Raw genomic sequence first — 24,620 nt, forward strand, 5'->3', positions numbered from 1 at the left:
AGATGCCGAATTCCGGTCCGCCGTTCAGCATGGACGCGACAGTGCGACAGAAAGGAATTGCGGACGTGCCGGTCGAGAAGATCGCGTTGATCACTGGCGCGAACAAGGGAATCGGATACGAGATCGCGCGTCAGTTGGGGGAGCGAGGGCACACCGTCCTCGTCGGGGCCCGGGACGAGACCCGGGGCAGACAGGCGGTGGACTCCCTGGTGGCCCAGGGCATTGTGGCCGTCCCGCTGCGCCTGGACGTGACGGATCCTGCCTCGATCTCGGCGGCTGCGGCGGAGATTGAGCAGCGCTACGGCCGTCTGGACGTCCTGGTCAACAACGCCGGTATCGCCGGTGCTGCCAACGGTGCGCCGAGCACGGTGCGCGCCGATGATCTTCGTCAGGTGTACGAGACGAACGTCCTCGGGGTGGTGTCGGTAACCAACGCCGTGCTTCCGCTGCTGCGTCGGGCGGTGGCCGCGCGGGTGGTCAACGTCTCCAGCCACCTGGGCTCCCTAACATTGAACTCGCAGTGGGACTCGGCGCTGGCCGGCGTCAACCTGATGGCGTACCAGTCCTCCAAGACCGCTCTGAACGCGATCACCGTCGGGTACGCCAAGGAACTGCGGGGCACGCCGATCAAAGTGAACGCGGCGAGCCCCGGAATGGTGGCCACGGACCTCAACGGCCACCGGGGAAACCGGACTCCGGCAGAAGGAGCAGCGATCGCGGTTCGGCTGGCGCTGCTGGACGAGGCGGGGCCTTCCGGCTGCTGCCTCTCCGCGGACGGCGTCGTGCCCTGGTGAACCGACATTTCCCGCGGACACTGGTGGGTGTGCGCGCTGTGTGAAGGAGTGAACGTGCCGACAGATGGGGCGATTCTGGTGCTGGGCGGTACCGGTCGGCAGGGTGGGGCGACGGCCCGCGAACTGCTGCGCCGAGGGCGGACGGTGCACGCCCTGGTCCGGGATCCGGGCAAGCCCGAGGCCCAGGCACTGGCGGCCGCGGGTGCCGTGCTGGTCCACGGTGATCTCGACGACGAGGCGTCGTTGGCAGCGGCGATGACCGGTGTGCACGGAGTGTTCAGCGTCCAGACGTTCCGGACCCCCGGCGGTGTGGCAACCGAGCAACGGCAGGGGAAGGCGGTGGCCGACGCCGCGGCCCGTACCGGCGTGGGTCACGTGGTCTACAGCTCCGTCGGGGGTGCGGAGCGGGCCAACGGCGTTGACCACTTCGCGAGCAAGTGGCAGATCGAGCAGCACATCCAGCAGCTTGGTGTCCCGGCGACGATATTGCGGCCCACCATGTTTCACGAGGTCTTCCACGACACCGGTCCGCGCCTGGCCGACGGGCAGCTGGTCCTCGGTCTCTGGCTGCGGCCCGAGGTGCCGTTGCAGCTGATCGCGACGAGCGACATCGGCGCCTTCGCCGCGGACGCCTTCGAGGACCCGGACACCTGGCTGGGGCGGCAGGTGGAGATCGCCGGTGACGAACTCACCGGACCCGAGATGGCGGCGGCGTTCGGGCGGGTCAGTGGCCTGCCTACCCGCTACGAGCAGTTGCCCATCGGTCAGCTCCGCGTCGTCCGTCCGGACCTGGCGGCCATGTTCGACTTTTTCAACGACGGGGGATACCGCGCCGACCTGCCGGCACTACGCCGGACCCGGCCGAACCTGGTGAGCTTGGAGGCGTTCCTACGGTCCACCTGGACGGCGCCGGAGCCGGGTTCGTGACCGGACGGTGGGGCCGGTGCTCCGGTCGGGCCGCCGGCACCCGTCCCGGTGCCGGTGCCCGCCGTGGTCGCGGTCAACCGACGATCGGACCCTGGGTACGACTGCGCTTGAGTTCGAAGAACCCTCCGGTCGCGGCCAGCGCCAGCACGCCGTCCCAGAGCCGGAGCGCGGCGGCGCCCCGTGGGGCCGGCGACACCACCGGACCGAAGAACGCCACGTCCCGCACCGCGATGACCGGCGTGCCCACATCGGTGCCGACCCGGCCGACGCCGTCGTCATGGGAGGCCCGTAGGGCGGCGTCGAACTCGTCGGATCCGGCTGCGGACGCCAGCCCGGGATCCAGGTTCGCGGCGACCAGCGCCGCCTCGTAGGTGGAGCGCTGCCGGGGGGCGTTCTTGAGGTGGAACTCCGTGCCCAGCTCGGTGTACAGCCGGCCCAACGCGGGCGCTCCGTACTTCTGCTCGGCAGCAACGCAGACCCGCACCGCCTCCAGCGCGCCCTGCAAACCCCTCCGGTAGCGCTCCGGCAGGTCGTCGCGTCCCTCGTTGAGCAGCGTCAGGCTCATCACGTGCCACCGGGGCATGATCGGCCGGTGCTGGGTGACCTCGAGGAGCCACCGGGAGGTTATCCATGCCCAGGGACAGGTCGGGTCGAACCAGAAATCGACTGGAGTGCGGACATCATCGGTCATCACCGGGCCTCCTTTCAGCTCCGGTCAGCCCAGTGGTAGAACCGGGTGGCCAGGGCGTCCGTGGGGGAACGCCAGGTCGCTGGGTCGTAGGGCCGGATGAACGGCTTCAGATCCGCACTGATCCGGATGAACCGGGGGTCGGTGCGGGCCTGGGCGATCCGATCGCCGCCGTACTCGCCGTCGAAGTCCTGCAGGTGGAAGTAGAGCCCTTGGTAGTGGAACAGTTCGCGGCGTCGGGTGCCCATGCGGTGCGGCATCTCGGTGTCGTCAAAGGCGCCGAAGAGCTCGGCAACCTCCGTCGACCACTGTGGCTGCATCCGACCGACGATCAGAGTGCTGTACATTGTCGCGTCACCGCCCTCAGCTGGGAGATCAGTAGTTTCCGAGACCGCCACAGACGTTGATCGCCTGCGCGGTGATCGGCGCGGCAAGATCGCTGACCAGGTATCCGACAAGTCCGGCTACCTCCTCGGGGGTGGAGTAGCGGCCCAGCGGTATCTTCGCCTGGAATCGCTCCAGGATCGCCGCTTCGGTCGTCTCGAAGTGGGCGGCGTACCCTTGCCGTACCCGTTGCGCCATCGGCGTCTCGACGTAGCCGGGGCAGACCGCGTTGACGGTGACCCCGGTCTTCGCTAGCTCCAGCCCCAGCGCCTTGGTGAAGCCGACCACTCCGTGCTTGGACGCGGAGTAGGGCGCGGCGAGCACCACCCCCTGCTTGCCCCCGGTCGACGCGATGCTGATGATTCGTCCCCAACCGCGCTCCAGCAGCCGTCCCGACCGGAGTACCTCGCGGGTGACCCGGAAGACGCTGTTCAGGTTGGTCTCGATGACGTCGTACCAGAGCTCGTCGGCGATGGTGGCGGTCACCCCGCCGCCGCTGCGCCCGGCGTTGTTCACCAGGACATCAACGTGTCCGTACCGCTGGACGACGACGCCCACGAGACGCTCGACATCGGCCTGGAGCCGGACATCCGCGACGACACCGTCGGCCGGGTAGCCGTCGGCCCGTAGCTTGCCGACCGTCTCCTCGACGGCCTCCGGAGTTCGCGCGCAGAGAAAGACCCTGAGGCCGCGGCGGGCGAGCGTCTCCGCGACCGCCAAGCCGATTCCACTGGTTCCACCGGTGACCAGCGCTACTCGCTGTTCGTTCTCTGCCATGGGCCCGCCTTTCCCGAATGTTGTGTCGCGGCAGTGTGTCAACGATTTGCGAAATATCGCTCGAGCCTCGGTGGAAAGCGCTGTTCCAACCGCGTCGACTCGTCAGTTGAACGACCCGGTCGGGCTTGCGACCAGAAAACGAGCCGGCCTATCGTCTGGCATCTCACTATTGCCTCGGAGGAAAAGGACTATGTCCGCATTGCCTGCCGCTCCCGTGGTGCGGGACAATTCCGCCGCCTACCTGTTACTTGATCTGATCCAGGGCTCGGTGATCACTCAGGCGATCTCGGTCGCGGCCAAGCTCGGCGTCGCCGATGTTCTCGCCGCCGGCCCGTTGCCGGCTGAGGAGATTGCCAAACGCGTGGGCTCCGATCCGGAGGCGACATATCGGCTGCTGCGAACGCTCTCCGGCTGCTCGGTGTTCGCACTGCGACCGGATGGCCGCTTCGCGCTCACCCCGATGGGCGAGGCGCTGCGCGATGATGCGCCGGACTCCATGCGGGGCATAGCGATGCTCATGGGGCACCCCCTGCTCTGGGAAGAGTGGGGGCAGCTGATCGAGTCGGTGCGCACCGGCGAGGCCAACCTGCCGAAGCTGCGGGGCATGGGTGCCTTTGAATTCCTGATGGCGAACCCGGCGTACGCGGCCGAGTTCTTTCAGGGCATGGGGAGCCTCTCCGGTGCAGAGACCACCCCGGTGCTGGCCGCCTACGACTTCTCGCGGTTCCGTACCGTGGTGGATGTCGTCGGTGGGCGCGGCGCGCTGCTGGCCGGCATCCTCGCCCAGACGGACGGCTCCCGCGGCATCCTGTTTGACAACGAGGTCGCCACCGCGGACGCGCCAGCGGTCTTCGCCTCGGCCGGCGTCGGTGACCGCGTGACGATCGAGCACGGCGGCCAGTTCGACAAGCTGCCGGCCGGTGCCGACGCCTACGTGCTCAAGCACGTCCTGCACGACTTCCCGGAACCTGCCTGTCGGCAGCTGCTGCACAACGTGCGGGAGGCGATCGCTCCAGACGGGACCATGCTTGTGATCGAGTATGTGCTCGAGGAGAGAAACGAGCGCCACATCGGCAAGATCATAGATCTGTGGCTCCTGCTTCTGCTCGGCGCCAAGGAGCGCACCCGGTCCCAGTACACCGAGCTGTTCGCCGAGGCCGGCCTGAAGGTCAACCGGGTCATCCCGACCGCCTCACCGGTCTCCATCATCGAGGCGGTTCCGGTATGAGACTCGCCGTACCGCCGTTTCCACCGCCTCCACTGAGAAGCTGAGGTCAGAAGATGGACACGGACGTCATCGTCATCGGAGCCGGACCCACCGGACTGATGCTCGCGGCCGAACTCCGGCTCGGCGGCGCGAGCGTCATCGTCATCGAACGGCGTAACGAGCGGAGCTGGGAGTCCCGCGGCATCGGATTCACGGCGCGGGCGGCGGAGGTCTTCGCGCAGCGAGGACTGCTGGAGCGGCTGGAGAACACCGAGATAACCCGGCAGGGACACTTCGGAGGCATTCCGCTTGACTTCGGGGTGCTCGAGGACTCGCACTTCGGCGTACGCGGCGCGCCACAGTTCACGGTCGAGGAGATGCTGGAGAACCGAGCGTTGGAGCTCGGGGCGACCCTACGCCGGGGGCACGAGCTGATCGAGCTGAGTGATACCGGCGATCACATCACGGCGACCGTGCAGGGCCCGGACGGCCGGGTCGAATACTCGGCCCACTACCTGGTTGGTTGCGACGGCGGTCGGAGCACCGTACGCAAGCTCGCCGGTTTTGACTTCCCTGGCCAGGATGCGACCTGCGAGATGTACCTGGCGGACGTGACCGGCTGTGACATCCGGCCGCGGATGATCGGCGAGCTGCGTCCAAACGGCATGGTCATGGCGGGGGCGCTCGGCGAGGGCTACTCCCGCATCATCGTCTGCGAGACCGGCACCCCACCGGACCGTGACCGGAAGGTCACCTTCGTAGACGTGGCGGACGCCTGGCAGCGGTTGACCGGCGAGTCCATCCATCACGGCGCGGCGCGCTGGGTCAGCCGATTCACCGACGCTACCCGCCAGGTTACGGAGTACCAGCGGGGGCGGGTGCTGCTGGCCGGTGACGCCGCACACATTCACCTGCCCGCCGGCGGACAGGGGATGAGCATCGGTGTGCAGGACGCGGTCAACCTTGGTTGGAAGCTGGCGGCCACGGTCCGCGGCACAGCGGACGCCGGGTTGCTCGACACCTATCACCACGAGCGGCATCCGGTAGGGGCCCGGGTCCTGCGCAACACCCGCGCCCAGGGCATCCTCAACCTCAGCGGGAACTCGGTCGAGCCGCTGCGGGCCGTGGTGGCCGAGCTCATCGCGCTCCCGGTGGTGGCGCGGCACCTCTCCGGCATGGTGAGCGGACTCGACATTCGACACGCCCCGGAGGAGGACGCCGCACCGCTGGTCGGTGTGCGGATTCCGGACCGCGAACTGGAGTTGGTCGGGGGCGGCCGAGACCGGGTCGCCCGGCTGCTGCAGGCGGCGCGTGGTGTCCTGATCACCACTGCGGACTCTGCGGTGACGGCCCGACTGGCCGCCGCCTGGTCCGACCGGGTCGACCTGGTACGCGTGCGACACATGCCAGCCGGCCTGGGTGCCGACGGCCCACCCCTGGAATCGGTGCTGGTCCGACCGGACGGCTACCTCGCCTGGGTGGCGCCGGGCGGAGGCGAGTTGGTCGACGCCCTGCGGCGTTGGTTCGGCGCGGCCCGCCCCACCGGTGACACCCCGGACGCGGACCGCCTCGCGCGCGCCCACTAGACAGTCGGTACACAGGGAGGTGAACGTGACCACCGATACGGTGCACGAGACGGAGCATCAGGTCGTCGTCGACGCACCCGCCGAGCGGGTGTACGCGATGATCGAGGAGGTCGGCCGGTGGCCGGAGGTGTTCCCGCCGACGGTCCACGCCGAGTGCCTTGAACGTGACGGCGAGGACGAGCTGGTTCGGATCTGGGCGACCGCCAACGGCGCCGCCAAGACGTGGACCTCTCGCCGACGGCACGACCGGGAGCGGTGGACCGTCTCCTTCCGGCAGGAGCGCTCGCAGCATCCGGTCGGCGGCATGGGCGGGGCGTGGGTGATCGAGCCGATCTCCGGCTCCGCCTGTCGGGTGCGGCTACTGCATGACTTCTTCGCGGCCAGCGACGACCCAGACGATCTGGCCTGGATCCGGCGAGCAGTGGATCGCAACAGCACGTCGGAGCTGGCGGCGCTCAAGACGGCTGCGGAGCTCGCCGCCGCCGACCAGCGCTTCTCCTTCGACGACACCGTGCCGGTCACCGGCAGTGCCGCGGAGGTCTACGACTTTCTCAATGACGCCCGTCGATGGCCGTTGCGGCTCCCGCACGTCGCTCGGGTGGTGCTGGGGGAGGAGACACCGGGGCTTCAGGTGCTGGAGATGGATACCCGAACCAAGGACGGGTCGGTGCACACGACGTGCTCTGTCCGGGTGTGCGAGCCACACCACGGCATCGTCTACAAACAGGTCGTCCTGCCCGCCCTGTTGACGCTGCACGTCGGTCGGTGGTTGATCGAGGAGCAGGGCCCGGGGCGGGTGCTGGTCACCTCCCGGCACACCGTGCGAATCAATACCGCGCGGATCGCCGAGGTCCTCGGGCCAAAGGCCGACCTGCCGGCTGCCCGGGAGTTCGTCCGTAGCGCCCTCGGCGCCAACAGCCTGACGACCCTGCGGGCCGCAAAGGCGTACGCCGAGAGCGCTGGTAGCGGACGTGTAGTGCCGTGACGGTCACCCCGGTCGTCATCGTCGGTGCCGGCCCGGTCGGGCTCCTGCTCGCAGTCGAGCTGGGCCGGGCCCGGGTACCGGTCGTCGTCGTGGAACGGCTGGCCGACCCGATGACCGAGTCGCGGGCGGGCCAGCTCTCCACGCTCACCGCCGAGCTGCTGCACGAGCGGGGGTTGCACGCGCTGCTTGCCGAGGCCGGGCACGAGCCGCGGGCCCACTTCGCGGGCCTGGGATTCGACCTGTCGGGGCTGGACAGCGCGTACCGGGGCAACTGGAAGGTACCCCAGTACCGGACCGAGGCCGTGCTCGGTGAGCACGCCCGGCGCCGGGGCGTGACGGTGCTGCGGGGGCACGAACTGACCGGACTCACCGCCGGGTCCGACCACGTGGTCTGCCAGTTCCGGGGGCCCACGGGTCGGCAGCGCCTGAAGGCGGGGTTCGTGGTCGGCTGCGACGGATCGGGCAGCACCGTACGCCGGCTGTGGGACTTCCCGGTGTCGGCTACCGCGGCGACGAGAGAGTTGCTGCGGGCGGACGTGACCGGACTTCGGATCCGCGACCGGAGGTTCGAGCGGCGGCCCGCGGGGCTCGCGGTCGCGGCGACCCGAGCCGGTGTCACTCGGGTGATGGTGCATGTGGCCGGTCAGCCGGTAACCGCGCGGGCGGGGCGGCCGGAGTTCGGTGAGGTCGTCCGGGCTTGGGCGGCAGTGACCGGCGAGGACCTCTCCGGGGGCACGCCGGTCTGGCTGGATGCGTTCGACAACTCCCGGGGTCAGGTCGGCGCGTATCGACGGGGTCGGGTTTTGCTGGCCGGGGACGCCGCCCACTGGCACCTTCCGATCGGTGGCCAGGCGCTCAACGTCGGACTCCAGGACGCGGTGAACCTGGGCTGGAAGCTGGCCGCGGCGGTGCACAGCTGGGCCGCGCCCGGACTCCTCGACAGCTATCACGACGAGCGGCACCCGGTCGCGGCGCGGGTGCTGGATCACGTTACCGCGCAGGAGACGCTGCTGCTGGGGGGCGCTGAGGTCGAGCCGTTGCGGGCGATCCTGGCTGAGCTCGTCGGCCTGCGGCCGGTGCGTGATCATCTGGCCGAGACCGCCGCCAATCTGAGTGACCGGTGTGGCCCACCCGGTCCACCGCCGATCGGGCGGCGGGCTACGAATCTGCGGTTGCGGACCGATTCGGGTCCGCTTCCGATGGCGGGCACCGAGCCCGTCATTGTCCGGCTCAGTTCGGGTGCGGACAGTCCCCACCGCACCACGGTGCGGACGGTTCACGCGACTTACGACGGTGCTCCTCCACTGGAGGCCACCGCCCTCCTGCTGCGCCCCGACGGCTATGTCGCCTGGGCCGGTGACGACGAGGAGGGCCTGGAACAGGCAATCGAGAAGCTGTTGTGGGTGGAAGGTAGGAAGGGAAATGCCAGACTTTGACGCAGATGTCATTATTGTCGGGGCCGGCCCCACCGGGCTCATGCTCGCCGGTGAACTGCGCCTTGCCGGCGTCGAGGCCCTCGTGCTGGACCGGCTCACCGAGCCGACGAAGCAGTCTCGAGCGCTTGGCTTCTCGGCCCGGACGATCGAGGAGTTCGACCAGCGCGGACTGTTGCCCCGCTTCGGTGAGCTACAGACCATCCCGTTCGGCCACTTCGGTGGGCTGCCGCTGAACTATCAGGTGGTGCCGGGGGGCTCGTACGGGGCCCGGGGCAAACCGCAGTCCCTCACGGAGGGGATCCTGACGGGCTGGGCCACCGAACAGGGCGCTGCCCTCCGCCGTGGTTACGAGGTGACCGGGCTGCGGGAGATCGACGGGGGCGTCGAGCTGGACGTGGACACGCCGGCGGGCTCCAAGCGCCTGCGGGCCCGGTACGTGGCCGGCTGCGACGGTGGCCGCAGCACCGTACGGAAGCTGGCCGGAGTGGACTTCCCGGGCACCGACGCCACGATCGAGATGTGGTTCGCCGACGTGGCGGGCTGCGCGCTGCGGCCCCGATTCTCCGGGGAACGCGTACCCGGCGGAATGGTCATGGTGCTTCCGCTGGGCCCGGAGGTCAACCGGGTGGTGGTCTACGAACGCGGCGTGACCCGGCAAGGCGAAGGGGCGCCGAGCTTCGAGGCGATCGCCGCAGCGTGGAATCGGCTGACCGGTGAGGACATCAGCGGGGGGAAGCCGCTGTGGACCAGCTGGACCACCGACGCCAGCCGCCAGGCGGCGGAGTATCGGCGCGGACGGGTGTTCCTGCTCGGTGACGCGGCCCACATCCACCTGCCGGTTGGTGCGCAGGGGATGAGCGCGGGCATCGGCGACGCCGTCAATCTGGGCTGGAAGCTCGGCGCGGCGATCAATGGTCACGTTCCGGACGGCCTACTGGACACCTACCACACCGAGCGGCACCCGGTCGCCGCCCGGATCCTGACCAACACCCTCGCGCAGCGCATTCTGTATCTGGGCGGCGACGAACTGGACCCGATGCGGGCGGTGATGACCGAGTTGCTCGCCTACGAGGAGGCCCAGAAGCTGCTGGTGGGCATGGTTACCGGGCTGGACATCCGCTACGACGTGGGGGCCGACGACCATCCGTTGCTCGGCCGGCGGCTGCCCGACACCGAACTCACCGGTGACTTCGGGTCGGCCGGCGCGGCCCAGGCCTTCAGCTTCCTACACAGCGGCCGAGGCGTCGTCCTCGACCTGGCCGACGATGCCGAGCTGCGCGCCGTAGCCGCGCCCTGGAAGGACCGGGTTGACGTGGTCACCGCGTCGTCGCGGCCCGCCGGTGCGCTGGCGGAGGTCAACGCCGCGTTGGTGCGGCCGGACGGCTACATCGCGTGGGCCCGTTCCGGCACGGCGGACGGCACCGGCCTGCCGGAGGCCCTCATCCGGTGGTTTGGACGGCCCTGACCCGGCTGACCCAGCCGGGAAGACCCGCGCGGCGTAAGCCCGCGCGCCCCTAGAGGAGCGAGGAGACGCATGCCCTTCATCGACCCCGAAAACGGCTACCTGACGGTCATCAACCTGTTCAAGACCGATACCGCCGAGCGAGTGGATCGACTCGTCGGCGAGATGCGGGCGATCGTCGACACCGCGGACTACCCCGGTTGGATCTCCAGTACCGTGCATCGGGGCCTGGCGGAGCCGGGGACCGCCAACTTCATCCAGTGGCGCGGCAAACAGGACCTGGAGTCGCGGTACGCCGGCGACGAGTTCAAGCACCGTACGGTTCCGGTGTTCCACGAGATCACCACCTTCATTCGGTTGTTGCAGACCGAGGTGGAGGCGAGCCAGCGCCACCCCGCGCTCGGTGCGGTCACGGAGATCTCACCGGCTCGGGATGACTACACGGTGATTGAGATCCTCGGCGTGGCCCCCGCTGACCAGGACGAGTTGATCAGCACCCTGGGTGCGGCTCACCAGTGGTTGGTTGACGTACCGGGCTACCGCTCGCAGAGTTTGCTACGCGGCATTCGGGCGCGTGGTGTCCAGGGTGGCGGTGGTGGTCTGACCGGCGTCGGCGAGGAGCGGGACTTCGTGGTGGTCTACTCCCAGTGGGACGGCCCGGAGGCCTTCGACGCGTTTCGCACCCGACCCGCCGCCGACCAGCCGGCGGTCCGCCGTAGGTCGCTGGAGAAGCGGAACTCCCTCACGACCACCACCGCCTGGAACACCTATCGGGTTGTCCACACCCGGTCCAGCGCTCAGCCCGCGTCGGCCTGATCTTCTCCGGGCATCCGGTCGCGGCCGTGCGGCCTCCGTCACGGGCCGCGACCGGATCCCCCAGAGCGCTACTGGCCGGTGATGGTCGCCCAGTGCCACTGGCTGTCGAACGCGGCCACCTCAAGGTTGGTGCCGGCGGCGACCAGCGTGGCGGCCTCGGCCGTGGCGGTGGCAATGAAGCCCGAAGCCCGATCTGCGGCGAGCAGGTCCTGCTCGTCGAACGGCCGCCCCGCGCAGCGCAGCAGCCGCAGGTCGACGAAGCCGGTGAAGGCGCGGCCCAGTACCGCCACTGGCTGCGGGCTGCGGATGCTGAACCGCACCTGGGCGGCGACGTGACCGTGGTGGTGTTGGTCGGAGTGGTAGGCGAGATCCGGGATGGTGGGCGGGGCGAAGTAGTCGCGGTCCACCACCTCCGGGACCGGCGGCAGGTTGCCGGCGAGGAAGTGCCACGAGTTGTACTGCATGCGCGCGGCCATCGACCACGCGGCGTCGGCCAGGCGCGCGGCGGAGTTCCCGAAGTGTCGCCGGGCCGCCGGCGCCGGCACCACGCAGCAGAAGAAGTGCGGAATGTCCCAGGAGACGATGGTGGCCCACCGCTCGTCCCGCAGCGCCGCGACCAACCTGGTCAACGATCGCATGCCGCGGCTCATCGCGAAGTCGGCGTCGAAGACCGTGGTTGTCGCGGAGACGGTTTCGTACACCAGGGACTCCAGCCCGGTCCCGAAGTCGCCATGCGGTTCAGCCAGCCAGCCGGGCGATGCCGCCACGGCGGCACCCAGCTCGCGCAGTGTGCCGCCGGTGACCGGCAGCCGGTCACGCAGGTGGGCGCTGAGTGCCGCGTCCGTTCGATGTGCCCGGCTCGTGGCAGGCCCGGCGACCCGCTCGATCTTGTGCATCAGGGGCCCGTGGATGTCCCGGTAGAGCTGGACCTTTGTGCTGATCTCCCGGCGGCGCCGAGCGATCGCCACCGCGAGTGCGTCGAGCGCCGTCACCTCGGTCGAGGTGGCCGGCGGCACTGGATCACCGCCGGGGATCTCGTTGTACGCCACCCGGGTCCGCTCCAGGAGGTGGGCCACGTGTTCGAGGGTCAGCTGCGTGCCGTTCGCCTCCTCGATCCGGGCGTACCCCGCCGACCGGACCAGCAGCGTGAGCGAGACCACCAGCAACACGTCGTCGTCGGACCACAGGTCGAGCGGGACGGTGACCAGGGCGCTGAGTGCACAGTCCGGGTGCCCCGGCCAAAGTGTCTTGCCGGTCAGCGTGTTTCGGTCGCGGAAGTTGGTGTACTGCCGGTCACCGCAGTAGAACACCACCGGAGCTGTTCGGCGAACCGCCTCGGTCAGCTCCGTCAGCAGCTTCTCCCGACCGTCCGACCGTGCCTCGGTGAGCCAGCGGCGACAGTCGGCGACCGAGTCGTGTAGTCGTGCGGTGGCTGCGGTGAGCTCGGCCTGGTACGCGGTCAGATCCCGCGTCGACCATGGCACCCGCAGCACGCCGCCGACCAGATCCTCCGTACCGGTCAGCGGACCCTGGGACGGAACCCGTACGGCGATCCGACCGCTCCTGGTCAGCCCGACCTCGCCGAGGAAGGCCATCCCGGCGCTGTCCACGTGCCGGGCGGCCGGATCGTCACCGCGCCACGTCCGGCCGAAGAGAACCCGTACCGCGCACTCCGCTGCGGTGGGTAGCGCCCGTAGTTGGATCTCCGCCGGAACGTGTCCGCCGAGGGTCAGCAGCGTCTCCACCGCCACGGCCGGGCTTGGCGTGGCCACCGCCTGCTGCCAGACCCGGCTCAGCAGGCCGGGAAAGCCGGCGTCGCTGGCGACGGGGTAGTCGGGTGTGGCGGTAACGCCGGCCGGCCGGCCGAGTCGGCTCGGTCGTCGGCTCTGCCGCGCCTTCGCCAGGGCGGCTCTGCGGGACAACCCGCTATCCGGCTCGACTGGCAGTGTCATGCCCATCCTCCGTGGTCAGGCCGATGTGATCCCAGAGTTTGTCGTCGGTTGGTGTCCACTGCGGATCCGGGTAGATGCAGTCAACCGGGCAGACCAGCACGCAGACCGGGCAGCCGGAGCACAGCTCGGGAATGATCACGACGTCGAGTCCCCGATCGAAGATGGCCCCGAACTCGGGCGGGCAGTTGCGCAGGCAGGTGTCGCACGTGATGCACTCGGATTTCTCGATCCGGCGTGGCGGCTTCTTCCACGCCTCGTTGCGGGTGCGCTGCATGATCCGCGCGTCCCGCGCGGCGCCTGCCTGGGCAGCGGCCTCTCGTGTCCACGGCATCTCCTGCTCACCTCCTGCTGGGGGCACCCCGGGCCGACCAGCGGCGGCCCGGAGCGGAGTTCCCCTCGGTCAATGGGCGGACCGCCGGAGCTGCGCGGAGATGCCGTCCCACAGCTGGGTCCGCGCGGCCATGGCGGTGTTGATGGTGTCCTTGCACTGCTCCCACCGGTCCTTGTCGTCCCCACACAGGTCGGCGAGCATCTGCATCGCCATCGGCGTGTGCTCCTCGCTGTCCACCTGGATGTGCCGCCGGAGGTAGTCAACGAAGGTGGAGAGCACACCGACTCCGGCGTTGAGCGCGGCGACCTGGTCGAACATCGCCGGGATCAGGTCCTCCCGGCCGAACGCGAACGCCGCGGCCTGGCAGTGCACCGGGGCGTCCTCGATGAACTTCCAGGTGGTGCCGATGAACTCGGCCGCCGGCCCGGGGACGCCGGCCTGGGTGATCGCCGCGGGGACCGGCATCCCGGCGCGCAGCAGGCTGATGAAGGACTCGATACCGCTGGTGTCGGCTCCGGCCTGGCGCATGCCGTCCACGTACAGTTCGAAGTGGCTGATGAAGCCGTCGCCCAGCTCGTCGCTCTCCTCGACCAGGGTGATGTCGTTGATCAGCCGGCTGCTGCTGCGCTGTCCCGACGGCACCCAGGGCACCTCGACGCAGGTGAGCTGCCGTTGCAGGGACTTGAGTAGGGACATGAAGTCCCAGACCGCGTAGACGTGGTGCTCCATGAAGGTGACCACCGCGTCAACGCTGTCCAGTTGCCCGTACACCGGGTGGCCAAGCACCTTCTGCCGGGCCGGCTCGATGGCGTCCTTGAGCATGTCGATTGCCGGGGTCGATTCGCCCCAGTCGTACCGTGGCATTGCCCTTCTCCTCTCGTCTTGCCCTGCGGGTCCGGCCCACTGGGCTGGGGATCAGAAGACCCCGAAGTACTCGCGGTGCTCCCACTCGGTGACGGAGTCGGTTGCCGGGTGCTCCGTCGCGCACCAGGCGCGGAACCGGGACGCCTCGCTCTCCTTGAGCTTCTGCAGGCAGGTCTTCAGTGGCGTGCCGAGCAACTCCTCCGCCCGGCTGCTCTCGCGGAACGCCGCCAGCGCCGCGTCAAAGGAGGCCGGCAGCGCCGCGGCCTGCGCACCAGCGGGCACGGCGTCAGCCGAGTCCAGCCCGGCCAGGCCCGCGTGTAGCTGCGCGGCGATGACCAGGTACGGGTTTGCGCATGGTTCCCCGATCCGGTTCTCGACGTGGGTTGCGCTGCCGGCGTTGAACACCCGGATCATGGCGCTGCGGTCTTCCTCGCGCCAGTTGGCGGAGGTGGGGGAGAGCGGGAACCGCGGCGCCAGCCGGTGGTAGCCGTTGACGGTCGGGACGGACAACAGGCAGAACTCGCGTGCGTGGGCCAGCAGCCCCCGTACGTAGGCCTCACCCGCGACAGAGAGCGGGCCCGTCGTGCCGTCGTCCGGCGCGAACAGGTTGCGGTTCGTCGTCGTGTCGACGACCGACTGATGCAGGTGCCAGCCGCTCGGATCGAACCCCTCCAGCCCGGGGAGGGTCATGAACGACGCGTGGTAGCCGCGGCGTCGGCACTCCTGCTTGACCTGGGTGCGGAACAGCAGCATGGCGTCCGCCGCCGCCAGCGCCAGCATCGGGTCGAAAGTCGTCTCCAACTGCCCCGGCCCGGATTCGTGTTCGATGGTGCGCAACGGCAGGCCGAGTGCCATGAGCATGGCCGCCAGCGGGTCCGCGATGTCGGCCACGGCGTCGTAGTAGCTGTCCAGGTTGAACTGGTATCCGGGGTTCATCGCCGCCACCGCCGGGGCCGGCCCCTGCCGGCCGAACCCGTTGCCCGCGTTGCCCACCGGCCCGGCGACCAGGCGGGTCAGGTACCACTCGACCTCAAGCCCAATCACGGGCGCCAGATCGCGTTCGGCGTAGCGGGCGCAGACCCGGTGCAGGAGGTGACGGGTGGCCAGTGGGTGTGGCGAGCCGTCCCGGAGGTACTCGTCGCCGACGACCCACGCGGTTCGTCGTTGCCCGCGAGGCAGTACCTGGAACGTCCGTGGATCCGGGACCAGGACGAAGTCGCCAGCGCCGAGTAGTTCGCCGACCCCGACGCCGGGGTCGGCGAGGAAGTCCACCGCGACGGCGTGGCCGGTGTCGAAGAGGAACGGCCCGGGGCTGAAGTCCAGACCATTGCGCAGCACGGTACGGAAGACGTGCGCCGGCACGGTCTTGGAGCGGGCCAACCCGTGTGGATCACCGAAGACGACCCGTACCAGGTCGACATCATCGAGCGCGGCCTCGACCTTCTCGGCAGCGGCGATCTGTTCGTCGTTCCAGAGGCCGAACTCGGCCACGAACGAGGGCCGTCCGACGCCGCTGTCGTTGTCGGGCAGGGACCAGGTCCTGGACATCGTCATCGCTCTCCTTGGAAGTCGCCGCCCGGCCGGGGCGTCGGGCGGGCCAGCTCCGCTTCCAGCCGGCTGGCTGCCCGGAGCACCAGGTCGTCGTCGCCGACCCGACCCACGAGCTGAACCCCGACCGGGAGCCCGTGGGGCGTCACGCCGGCGGGCAGGGAGAGGGCCGGCTGGCCGGTGAAGTTGAACGGGTAGGTGGCGGGCGACCACGCGAGCCACCGCAGCCCGTCCGGGTCGGTGGTGGCGGGCGGGGCGACGTCGTCAGCGGCGAAGGGCGTGATCGGGACGGTCGCCATCGCCAGCAGGTCGTAGCGCTCCATCACACGGTGTAGCCGCGCCCGCAGTGCCATCCGCGTCTCTTCGGCGCGGAGGAGGGCGGCGCCGGTGAGGGTGCGCCCGTACCGGACGAGAGCGAGCCGGCCCGGGTCGCAGAGTTGGTCCTCCTCCGGCGTCGCTGCAGCGGCCTCAGCGGCAGCGAGGAGGTCCACGAGCGCGCCGTAGGGATCGGTGAACGGCACTGCGATGCGCTCGACCCGGTGTCCCAGTCGGGCCAGCACCGGTTCCACCATGCCCGTGACCGCACGGACCTCATCGGTTGTCCCGGGGAACTCGAGCCAGCCGATCCGTAGCGCGGTGGGAGCGGCCGTCGGTGCCGCCGCTCCCGCTACGGAGTCCGGGTCTCGGTGGTCCGGTCCGACCAGCACCGCCATCAGGGCGGTGATGTCGGCGACCTCGCGCGCCAGCGGCCCCAGGTGGGACAGGCGCTCGGCGCTGGGCGGCACGTAGGGGACCCGGCCGAAGGACGGCTTGAACCCGACCACGCCGCAGAACGCCGCGGGGATGCGGATCGACCCAGCCCCGTCGGTACCGACCGCCGCGGTACTCAGCCCGGCCGCCACCGCGGCGGCCGAGCCACCGCTCGACCCGCCGGCGGTCCGCTCCGGTGCCCACGGGTTGCGGGTCGGGCCGGCGACCCGACTAACCGTGCTGGCGCTCCACCCGTACTCCGAGGTCGCGGTCTTGCCCACCAGGATCGCGCCCGCCGCCCGTAGGCGGGCCACCGCCGGTGCGTCCACCGCCGGCCGGCGGTTCGGCAGCAGTGACCCGCGCCGGGTGGGCAGATCCCGGGTCTGGATGAGGTCCTTGACCGCGATGGGGACTCCGAGTAGCGGCCGGTCTCGGAAGGCGACCTCACCGAGAGCGCCGATGAGTTGGTCGGCCGCGTCCGCCTCGGACCGCGCGCGGTCGTCGGCGACCGCGACGAACGCCCCGATCGTCGGGTCAACGTCCCCGACAGCCGTGAGTACGTTCTCGACATGCTCGACAACTGTCGAACGGCCGGTGAGAAACAGTTGTCTGGTCTCCCGGATGGACCGGCAAACCGGCGGTCGGGTGCTGGGAAGCGGGAAAGGGGGCACCACACCAATAAAGGTCACAGTCGTGCTGTCGGGCAAGTGCTGGGGGAAGGGGTCGCGGCCCGGATGGCAACTCTGAAGAAAGGACCTTCGGTGCTCCTCGGATCCGCCTTGTTCAACTGAAGAAAAGCTAGGTCAGCTTGGGAGGCAAGTACGGATAAATTGTGGATCAGTGCTGTACTGTGCACCGGAAGAATCGCTACCCTGCGGCTCGTGGTTTCGGTTCTCGTTAGGGGTTCATGGTCATGATTTCTCGTTATTCTCTGCCGGAGATGGCCGACCTCTGGTCGGACGACGCACGCTATGCCACCTGGTCGAAGGTGGAGCTCCTCGCGACCCAGGCGCAGGCGATGCTGGGCCGGGTCCCCGAGCCGGCCCTGGCCGACATCCAGCAAGCCCGGGTGCCGTCGGTGGCGCGGGTTGCCGAGCATGAGCGCCAGCGGGACCACGAGATTCTCGCCTTCCTCGCGGCCTTCTGCGAGAACATCCCGGCGGACTCGGCTCGTTGGGTCCACCTCGGCATGACCAGTTACGACCTGGTGGACACCGCGCTGGGGGCAACCCTGGCCCGCGCCTGCGACGTGCTGCTCGAAGCGGTGGTACGGCTGCGCGGTGTGCTGGTGGATCAGGCGCTCGCGCACTGGGAGACGGTCTGCATTGGCCGTACCCATGGTATGCACGCAGAACCCACCACGCTCGGGCACAAGCTCGCGGGCTTCGCCTTCGCGACGGACCGGTCCGTGCGGCGGCTGCGAGCGGCGCGTTCCGAGGTCGCGGTCGGCACGATCTCCGGTTCGGTTGGGACGTACGCGCTCATCGATCCCTTCGTCGAGGAGCACGTCTGCGCCGAGCTCGGCCTCGGAGTGGAGCCCGCCCCGTCCCAGGTCGTGGCCCGGGATCGACACGCGCAGCTGCTGCACGCCCTCGCCACGCTCGGCGCCTGCGTGGAGCAGCTCGCCACCGAGGTCCGACTGCTCTCGCGTAGCGAGGTCCGCGAGGTGGAGGAGCGCCGCACGGCCGGCTACCAGGGTTCCAGCGCCATGCCGCACAAGCGGAATCCGACCGCCAGCGAACGTCTGGTGGGGCTGGCCCGGCTGCTACGCGGGTACGCGGGTACGACGTTGGAGAACGTGGCGCTGTGGCACGAGCGGGATCTGTCCCACTCCTCCGTGGAGCGGGTGGTCCTGCCCGACGCGATGATCGTTGCGCATTACCAGACGAGTCGAGCCGCGGACCTGGTGGCGGGGTTGGAGGTGTTCCCGGACCGGATGCGGGCCATGGTCGAGGGGAACGGTGGTGTGTTCTACAGCTCTGCGGTCCTGGCCGACCTGCTGGCCGGCGGCATCGAGCGGGAACGCGCCTATCGGTCGGTGCAGGCCGCCGCGAACGGCGCTGCCTCCGGCGACGGAGATTTCGCTACCCTGCTGCGAGCCGAGGGTATCGATGTCGCACCGTTGCGCCCGGAGCGTTTCCTGGTCCACCACGACGTCATTCTCAAGCGATTGGAAAATCTCCGTGACCTGGCACATTGAACGCGAAAATGGCGTCGACCTCGACCTGGGCGCGGTCCTGGCGCTGTACCGGTCGTCGGGGCTCGGCGCGCGGCGGCCGATCGCGGAGGCCGGTCGACTGGCCGCGATGGTGAGAAATGCAAATCTGGTGGTGACCTGTCGGGTTGGGGGAGAGTTGGTGGGAATCGCGCGGAGTATTTCCGACTTTTCCTACGTGACCTATCTCTCCGACATCGCCGTGGATCGGGCCTATCAGCGGTCTGGCATCGGCAGGGCCCTCATCACGGCGACCCAGCAGGAGGCACCGCAGGCGAAGATCGTTTTGCTGTCGGCGCCGGCCGCGGTCGACTACTACCCACACATCGGGTTCACCCGACACGACTCAGCCTGGGTGCGCAACCCGTAGCGGGCAACGGTGACGCAGCGACGAGCTGCGGGCAACCTCCCCGGTCCAACTCGACGCCCGGGTGTGGAGCGTCTATCGGGCGTCTGCCGGCACCTCGACCTCACGGCTGACGAGCAGTGCGTAGTGACCCCCCAGTTCCAGGAGCTCGGCGTGGGTGCCGCGTTCGACGATGGTGCCCGCGTCCAACACGATGATCTCGTCCGCGTCGCGGATCGTCGACAGCCGGTGCGCGATCGTGATCGTGGTACGCCCGGCGCTGGCTGCGTCGATGGCCCGCGTGACGGCCTCTTCGGTCTGGTTGTCCAGGGAACTGGTCGCCTCGTCGAGCACCAGGATCGGTGGGTCCCGCAGGACCGCCCGGGCGATCGCCAGGCGCTGCCGTTCCCCGCCGGAGAACCGGAACCCCCGCTCGCCCACCACAGTGTTGTAGCCGTCCGGCAGCGACAGAAGGTGGTCGTGGATGTGTGCGATCTTGGCGGCCGCCACCAACTCGTCGTCGGTCGCGTCGGGTCGGGCGAACCGCAGGTTCTCGGCGACCGAGGTATGGAACAGGTAGGTCTCCTGGAACACCATCCCGACGGCGGCCGCCAGCGTCTCCGCGGGCAGGTCCCGCACGTCGGTGCCGTCGATTGTCACCTGCCCCGACGTCGGGTCGTACAGCCGCGGGACCAGGTAGCTGAGGGTGGTCTTGCCGGACCCGGTCTCGCCGACGATCGCCAGGTTGTGGCCGGCGGGTACCGCCACGTCGATGTCGCTGAGGGTGGGTCGGTCCGCGCCGGGGTACGTGAAGCTGACCTGTCGGAGTCGGAGTTCTCCCCGCGGCTTCGCGAAGGGGGCGGGACCCGTCGGCTCGCCGAGGTCGACGGGCAGGTCGAGGTACTCGAAGATCCGGCCGAACAGCACGAGTGAGGTCTGCACCTCCACGGCAACCTCGACCAGGGAGACCGCCGGCCGCAGCAGGGTCTGCTGCAAGGTGGTGAAGGCGACCAACGTGCCGATGGATATCGCCGCCTGGCCGCCGCGACCGTTCAGTCCCGCCACCCAGTACGTCGCCGCCGGCATCGACGCCAACACGATCCAGGTCGTTGCCTGCGTCCAGCGGCCTGCCATGTGCGAGCGGATCTCCAGGTCGGACAGGACGCGCGACTCGGCCGTGAAGCTGTCGGTCAGCGAACGGGAGCGGCCCATCGTCCGGGCCAGCAGCACACCGCTGACGGAGAGCGACTCCTGCACGATCACGGAGATCGCCGCCGCCTGGCGTTGCCGCTCGCGGGTGATGCGGCGGCGTTGGTTGCCGACCCGTCGCCCAACCCAGACGAAGAACGGGACCATCACCAGCGACACGATGGTGAGCCGCCAATCCAACACCAACATCCCGATGACCGTGGCCACGACCACGGTCACGTCGGAGACCAGCGTTGTCGCGGTGGTGGTCACCGTGGCCTGCATGTCGCCGATGTCGTTGGTGATGCGCGACTGCACCTCGCCGGAGCGGGTCCGGCTGAAGAAGGCCAGCGGCATCCGCTGTAGGCGTCCGTAGACGGCGGCGCGCAGATCATGCATCACCTGCTCGCCGACCTTCGTGGACAGGTAGGTCTGCCAGACGACGACCGAGCTGTTCGCGACGGACGCAAGGAGCATGCAACCTGCGAGAACGGTGAGCAAGCCCGTCCGGCCCTCCGGTAGGGCCACGTCCAGGATCTCTCGGATCAGGAACGGGTTGACCAGAAAGAACAGAGATGAGAGGCCGACCAGGCCGGCGACGAGTACCAGGCTCCATCCGTACGGGCGGAACAGCCTGAGGATGCGCCGTACCGGCACATCAGGGGCAGTGGTGGTCACCCAGCCTCCTCAGCCGGCCGGCCTCGGCGCGGCGTGTCGTCGGGTCGTCCCGGCCGGACGAGCGCGAACGGCCCGGGGTCGCTGCCGGCCGCGGCCGCGGGACGCCGGCACGCCACCGGGCACCGGTACGCCGCCCCGATCAGGGCTTGGCTTCGCCGGCGGCGATGTAGACGTCCCCATCCTCGACCCGTACCCGATAGGTGTCGATCGGTCGGGTAGCTGGGGGGTTGGTCGGCTCGCCGTTGCGCAGATCGAAGCAGGAGCCGTGGAGCCAGCACTCGATCGTGCCGTCGTACACCTCTCCCTCGGAGAGCGAAACCTCCGCATGGGAACACCGGTCGTCGAGCGCGTACACCTGTCCTCTGCTACGGACCACGGCCACGGCTCGGCCCTCGACCCGTACCTTGAACGCGCCCTCGGCCGGGAGCGCCGTCACCGGGCACACCTTGACGAAATCCATCGACCACTCCTCTCGACCACGTTTCGCTTCGCACCGGATGCCGGATGCCGGATGCCGGATGCCGGGTTACGGGGATCGTCCGCTGGACGGGAGCCGACCCCGCCACCTTGCGCGTCGGGTCTACGGCACCGGCCGAGCGGGAGTCGAAACCCGCTGGAGTCTCCTGCCCGCCCTCGCCGGTGACCAGGGAAGAATGGATCAGGAATCAAGAAGCGCCGGGGTTGGGCGGCCGTTAGCGTAAGCGCTATGAACATCACCATTCACTCGAGCTTTCTGCCGCACGAGAATGCGGATGCGTCGGTCACCTTCTACCGGGAGGTCCTGGGCTTCGAGATTCGAAACGACGTCGGTTACGAGGGGATGCGGTGGGTCACGGTAGGCCCGGTCGGCCAGCCACAGACCTCGATCGTGCTCCAACCGCCGGCGGCCGATCCCGGGATCACCGACGACGAGCGGCGCACGATCGAGGAGATGATGGCGAAGGGCACGTACGCCGGTGTTCTCCTCGCCGCCCCCAACCTCGACGAGGTGTTCGAGCGGGTGCAGGCCAGCGGAGCCGAGGTGGTGCAGGAGCCGATCGATCAGGCCTACGGGGTCCGGGACTGCGCCTTCCGTGACCCGGCCGGCAACCTGATCCGCATCCAGCAGGCGGGCTGAGCTCCGCGCGGAAGCGCCATCTCCCTCGTGGATCGCAAGCCCACTGATGCCAAGGAGGCCATCACCACATGCTGTTGCCGGACACGATCACGCTCGGTGCAACCGACGCGCAAGCCGCACATGTCTTTTACCGGTCCGTGTTCTCACCTACCGCCGTCAGCCATCAGGACGAGCGGGTGGAGTTGGATCTGCACGGTGTGGCCCGACTCGCCGTGTGCCCGGTTGAGGAACTGGCGGCGCAGGCGCACGCGGGGCCCGCAGCACCGAACTACCGCGGCTACGTCCTCAGCTACATCGTCAATCAGCCCGACGAGGTGAGGAGCATTCTCGACGCTGCCGCGCGGCAGGGTGCGAGTGTACTCAAGCCTGCAAAGAAGGCCATGTTCGCCGGCTTCTCCGGCGCCTTCCAGGCTCCGGACGGCGCGGTGTGGAAGCTGACCTCGGCGAAGGCGAAGGCGACCGGACCGGCCCAGGAGACGCCCGTGCCAAATGAGGTCGGTGTCCTCCTCGGCGTCGCTGCGACGAAGTCTGCCAAATCTTTCTATGCGGCCCTGGGAATGGTGGTCGACCGGGACTACGGCAGCAAGTACATCGACTTTCAGCCAAGTCCGGCCGGCTGCCGGCTGGGCCTCATGGACGGGAAGGTACTGGCCAAGGATGTCGGGACCAAGGAGGACAGCGCCGACTTCCGGGCGGCGGCCTTCGAACGGATGGTGCCCTCACCGGACGAGGTCGACTCCCTTCTGTCGGCAGTTGCCGCTGCCGGCGGCCGGGTCGTCGCTCCGGCTGCGAAATCCGGTTCGGGTGTCTACGCCGGCTACTTCACTGATCCGGACGGCTTTCTGTGGAAGGTGACCTCCGGATAGTGGTCGGGAGTCGGCTGTGTCAGCCACCGCGGAACCGAGTCCGCCGGCCGGCGTGCCGGCCGGCGGAATCGTCGAGCGTGCCGTTCAGCCGGCTTCCGGATCTGGCAGGGGATTCGCGTCGCAGGTGGCGTCAACGCCGGTCGTGGCGCTCGGCCGGGTGCCGTCTCGGAGGTAGGCGGTGACGTGGCTGTTGAGGCACCCGTTGGCGTTGGCGGTCAGGGAGGCGCCGTGGAAGACGCCGCCGCGCTCCAGGACCAGCCGAGAGTTCGGGAACCGCCGGTGTGTTTCGTAGGCCCCGGCCACCGGGGTGAGCGCGTCGTGCTCCGCCTGGATCAGCAACATGTTCGCGCTCCGGTCGCCGACCTTCGCCGGTCGGCTGGCTGGCACCGGCCAGAACGCGCACGGAGCGTTGTACCACGCGCTGTTCCAGGTCATGAAGCGGTCTCCCCGGTTGTACTGGCGGGTCAGGTCGGTGTGCCAACGGTTCCAGCGCTGGGGCCAGTAGCCGTCGACACACTGCACGGTGCGGTACGTGGCGTGGGTGTTCTGTGCGGGGAAGCCGGGTTCGCCGCCGAAGTTGTCCCTCAGTCCGGCCGGGTCACCTCGCAGGACCCAGTCGGCCAGCACCTGTGCGTGGTAGGTCCAGACGTAGCTGCGATACACGTTCACCGCGAAGATGTCGCTGTACTCGGCCGGGCCGATCTGGCCGTCGATCGGCGCCTCCCGGACTGCGGCCATGCCTTGGTAGTAGTTCGCCTCGACCTCCGCGGTCGTGTCGCCCAGGTGGTAGTACGAGTCGTGCTCCGCGATCCAGCTGAAGAAGATCTGAGCTCGCTTCTCGAAGGCCGCATTCGTGCGTGACAGCGAGGCGTACCCGACTGTGCTTGGTTGCACCACACTGTCCAGCACCATCCGGCGCACCCGGTTCGGGAACAGGGAGGCGTAGACCGAGCCGAGGTAGGTGCCGTAGGAATAGCCCAGATAGTTGATCTTGTTCTGACCGAGCGCGGCTCGGATGAGATCCATGTCCCGCGCGGTATCGGTGGTCCGGAAGTGTCGGAGGGTGTCGCCGTACTTCTCACCGCAGCTTTCGGCGTATGTGCGGGCCCGCCGCGTCCACACCCTCTCCTCGGCGGGGCTGCTCGGTCGGTAGTCGGGCCGCGCTTCGCCCGGATACAGGTAGGTGGGGTCGCAGGTGATTGACGGTTCACTTGCTCCCACGCCGCGGGGGTCGAACCCGATCCAGTCGTAGGTCGAACCCACGTCGGTCGGCAGCCCGCTCCAGCCTTTGGCGAACCGGGTGGGTAGGTCCCGTCCGATGGTGCCGGGCCACTGACCCCGGTTCAGCAGGACGACGCCCTGGTACTCGGATTCCGGCGCGGTGTGCTTGGCTCGGGTGAGCGCCAGGGTGATCTTCTGGCCGGTCGGTCGAGAGTGGTCAAGCGGCACCGCGAGCGTGCCGCACTCCAGCCCTACCAGGTATTCCCCCATCACCGGGTCGTCCTCTGGGCAGGGGGACCAGGCGATTGGGCTGGCCGGCCGGACGGTGGTGCCCGTTGTTGGTGCCGCCCCGACCGGGGAGACGGCGATGACCTGTGCCGTGAGGCCCAGTACGACGGCGGTCGTACCAGCGAAGAGTCTTTTCACTATTCCCCCAAAGTGCTCGCAGGCTTTGTGCCCAACAGCTGTGAGGCGGCTGAACC

At 69.2% G+C, this 24,620-nt stretch carries 23 protein-coding genes; 12 read left to right on the forward strand and 11 right to left on the reverse strand.

Annotated features, from left to right (window positions below):
• The first annotated feature begins 65 nt into the window (after positions 1-65).
• Both STROP_RS11015 and STROP_RS11020 read left to right on the forward strand, forming a co-directional pair.
• Positions 66-794: an SDR family oxidoreductase gene (locus tag STROP_RS11015; protein ID WP_026274905.1), complete on the forward strand. Its 729-nt coding sequence runs from the start codon at positions 66-68 to the stop codon at positions 792-794.
• Between the two features lie 54 nt (positions 795-848).
• Positions 849-1,721 (forward strand): NmrA/HSCARG family protein, encoded by an 873-nt coding sequence (locus tag STROP_RS11020; RefSeq protein ID WP_011906072.1) that lies wholly within the window; start codon positions 849-851, stop codon positions 1,719-1,721.
• 73 nt (positions 1,722-1,794) lie between these two features.
• Here the strand turns inward: STROP_RS11020 and STROP_RS11025 are convergent, their stop codons facing one another.
• The 3 genes from STROP_RS11025 to STROP_RS11035 are packed head-to-tail and all read right to left on the reverse strand — an operon-like array spanning position 1,795 to position 3,570.
• A complete protein-coding gene (locus STROP_RS11025; RefSeq protein WP_011906073.1) occupies positions 1,795-2,412 on the reverse strand; it encodes a mycothiol-dependent nitroreductase Rv2466c family protein in 618 nt (205 codons plus the stop codon).
• A 14-nt stretch (positions 2,413-2,426) separates the two neighbouring features.
• The gene (locus STROP_RS11030) at positions 2,427-2,756 is read right to left on the reverse strand and encodes a TcmI family type II polyketide cyclase (protein WP_011906074.1); all 330 of its coding nucleotides are present in this window, start codon (positions 2,754-2,756) and stop codon (positions 2,427-2,429) included.
• A gap of 28 nt (positions 2,757-2,784) precedes the next feature.
• The gene (locus STROP_RS11035; protein ID WP_011906075.1) at positions 2,785-3,570 is read right to left on the reverse strand and encodes an SDR family NAD(P)-dependent oxidoreductase; all 786 of its coding nucleotides are present in this window, start codon (positions 3,568-3,570) and stop codon (positions 2,785-2,787) included.
• Between the two features lie 214 nt (positions 3,571-3,784).
• Here STROP_RS11035 and STROP_RS11040 point away from each other — a divergent pair, with 214 nt between their 5' ends.
• From STROP_RS11040 to STROP_RS11065, 6 genes are all read left to right on the forward strand, one after another.
• Positions 3,785-4,798 carry a methyltransferase gene (locus STROP_RS11040; protein ID WP_018830104.1) on the forward strand — a complete coding sequence of 338 codons (1,014 nt, stop codon included), beginning with the start codon at positions 3,785-3,787 and terminating at the stop codon, positions 4,796-4,798.
• 53 nt (positions 4,799-4,851) lie between these two features.
• Positions 4,852-6,363 carry an FAD-dependent monooxygenase gene (locus STROP_RS11045; RefSeq protein ID WP_011906077.1) on the forward strand — a complete coding sequence of 504 codons (1,512 nt, stop codon included), beginning with the start codon at positions 4,852-4,854 and terminating at the stop codon, positions 6,361-6,363.
• Between the two features lie 19 nt (positions 6,364-6,382).
• Positions 6,383-7,348: an aromatase/cyclase gene (locus tag STROP_RS11050; RefSeq protein WP_018832563.1), complete on the forward strand. Its 966-nt coding sequence runs from the start codon at positions 6,383-6,385 to the stop codon at positions 7,346-7,348.
• Positions 7,345-8,784: an FAD-dependent monooxygenase gene (locus STROP_RS11055; RefSeq protein WP_011906079.1), complete on the forward strand. Its 1,440-nt coding sequence runs from the start codon at positions 7,345-7,347 to the stop codon at positions 8,782-8,784. Before STROP_RS11050 ends, STROP_RS11055 begins: the two co-directional genes overlap by 4 nt.
• Complete coding sequence (locus tag STROP_RS11060; protein ID WP_011906080.1) at positions 8,771-10,249, forward strand: FAD-dependent monooxygenase; 1,479 nt, start codon at positions 8,771-8,773, stop codon at positions 10,247-10,249. The genes STROP_RS11055 and STROP_RS11060 overlap by 14 nt, the downstream gene beginning before the upstream one ends.
• A gap of 69 nt (positions 10,250-10,318) precedes the next feature.
• Entirely contained in the window at positions 10,319-11,062 is a 744-nt protein-coding gene (locus tag STROP_RS11065) for an antibiotic biosynthesis monooxygenase family protein (RefSeq protein WP_011906081.1), read from the forward strand.
• A gap of 68 nt (positions 11,063-11,130) precedes the next feature.
• On the opposite strand, the gene STROP_RS11070 is transcribed toward STROP_RS11065, so the two are convergent.
• The 5 genes from STROP_RS11070 to STROP_RS11090 form a co-directional block, all read right to left on the reverse strand.
• Positions 11,131-13,014 (reverse strand): hypothetical protein, encoded by a 1,884-nt coding sequence (locus STROP_RS11070; RefSeq protein WP_011906082.1) that lies wholly within the window; start codon positions 13,012-13,014, stop codon positions 11,131-11,133.
• Positions 12,989-13,345: a 4Fe-4S dicluster-binding protein gene (locus STROP_RS11075; RefSeq protein ID WP_011906083.1), complete on the reverse strand. Its 357-nt coding sequence runs from the start codon at positions 13,343-13,345 to the stop codon at positions 12,989-12,991. The genes STROP_RS11070 and STROP_RS11075 overlap by 26 nt, the downstream gene beginning before the upstream one ends.
• Positions 13,346-13,414: 69 nt before the next feature.
• Entirely contained in the window at positions 13,415-14,209 is a 795-nt protein-coding gene (locus STROP_RS11080) for a DUF3050 domain-containing protein (protein ID WP_011906084.1), read from the reverse strand.
• A 51-nt stretch (positions 14,210-14,260) separates the two neighbouring features.
• Positions 14,261-15,763 (reverse strand): type I glutamate--ammonia ligase, encoded by a 1,503-nt coding sequence (locus STROP_RS11085; RefSeq protein ID WP_011906085.1) that lies wholly within the window; start codon positions 15,761-15,763, stop codon positions 14,261-14,263.
• Positions 15,760-17,112, reverse strand: a complete 1,353-nt coding sequence (locus STROP_RS11090; RefSeq protein ID WP_050765059.1) for an amidase — start codon at positions 17,110-17,112, stop codon at positions 15,760-15,762. Before STROP_RS11090 ends, STROP_RS11085 begins: the two co-directional genes overlap by 4 nt.
• Before the next feature lie 308 nt (positions 17,113-17,420).
• Between STROP_RS11090 and purB the strand changes: the two genes are divergently transcribed.
• Together purB and STROP_RS11100 are read left to right on the forward strand one after the other, a co-directional pair.
• A complete protein-coding gene (gene purB, locus STROP_RS11095) occupies positions 17,421-18,707 on the forward strand; it encodes an adenylosuccinate lyase (RefSeq protein ID WP_011906087.1) in 1,287 nt (428 codons plus the stop codon).
• A complete protein-coding gene (locus tag STROP_RS11100) occupies positions 18,691-19,092 on the forward strand; it encodes a GNAT family N-acetyltransferase (RefSeq protein WP_011906088.1) in 402 nt (133 codons plus the stop codon). The genes purB and STROP_RS11100 overlap by 17 nt, the downstream gene beginning before the upstream one ends.
• A 72-nt stretch (positions 19,093-19,164) precedes the next feature.
• Here STROP_RS11100 and STROP_RS11105 read toward each other — a convergent pair whose 3' ends face one another.
• Positions 19,165-20,934 (reverse strand): ABC transporter ATP-binding protein, encoded by a 1,770-nt coding sequence (locus tag STROP_RS11105; protein ID WP_011906089.1) that lies wholly within the window; start codon positions 20,932-20,934, stop codon positions 19,165-19,167.
• Positions 20,935-21,073: 139 nt separating this feature from the next.
• Positions 21,074-21,394: a non-heme iron oxygenase ferredoxin subunit gene (locus STROP_RS11110; protein ID WP_011906090.1), complete on the reverse strand. Its 321-nt coding sequence runs from the start codon at positions 21,392-21,394 to the stop codon at positions 21,074-21,076.
• 246 nt (positions 21,395-21,640) lie between these two features.
• Between STROP_RS11110 and STROP_RS11115 the strand changes: the two genes are divergently transcribed.
• On the forward strand, positions 21,641-22,051 hold the full coding sequence (locus tag STROP_RS11115; protein ID WP_011906091.1) for a VOC family protein: 411 nt from the start codon (positions 21,641-21,643) through the stop codon (positions 22,049-22,051).
• 68 nt (positions 22,052-22,119) lie between these two features.
• Positions 22,120-22,917 (forward strand): VOC family protein, encoded by a 798-nt coding sequence (locus STROP_RS11120; RefSeq protein ID WP_011906092.1) that lies wholly within the window; start codon positions 22,120-22,122, stop codon positions 22,915-22,917.
• Positions 22,918-23,001: 84 nt separating this feature from the next.
• On the opposite strand, the gene STROP_RS11125 is transcribed toward STROP_RS11120, so the two are convergent.
• Positions 23,002-24,564 (reverse strand): alpha/beta hydrolase, encoded by a 1,563-nt coding sequence (locus tag STROP_RS11125; protein ID WP_011906093.1) that lies wholly within the window; start codon positions 24,562-24,564, stop codon positions 23,002-23,004.
• Positions 24,565-24,620: the final 56 nt, after the last annotated feature.

It is taken from the genome of Salinispora tropica CNB-440, from assembly GCF_000016425.1.
Taxonomy (GTDB): Bacteria; Actinomycetota; Actinomycetes; order Mycobacteriales; family Micromonosporaceae; genus Micromonospora; species Micromonospora tropica.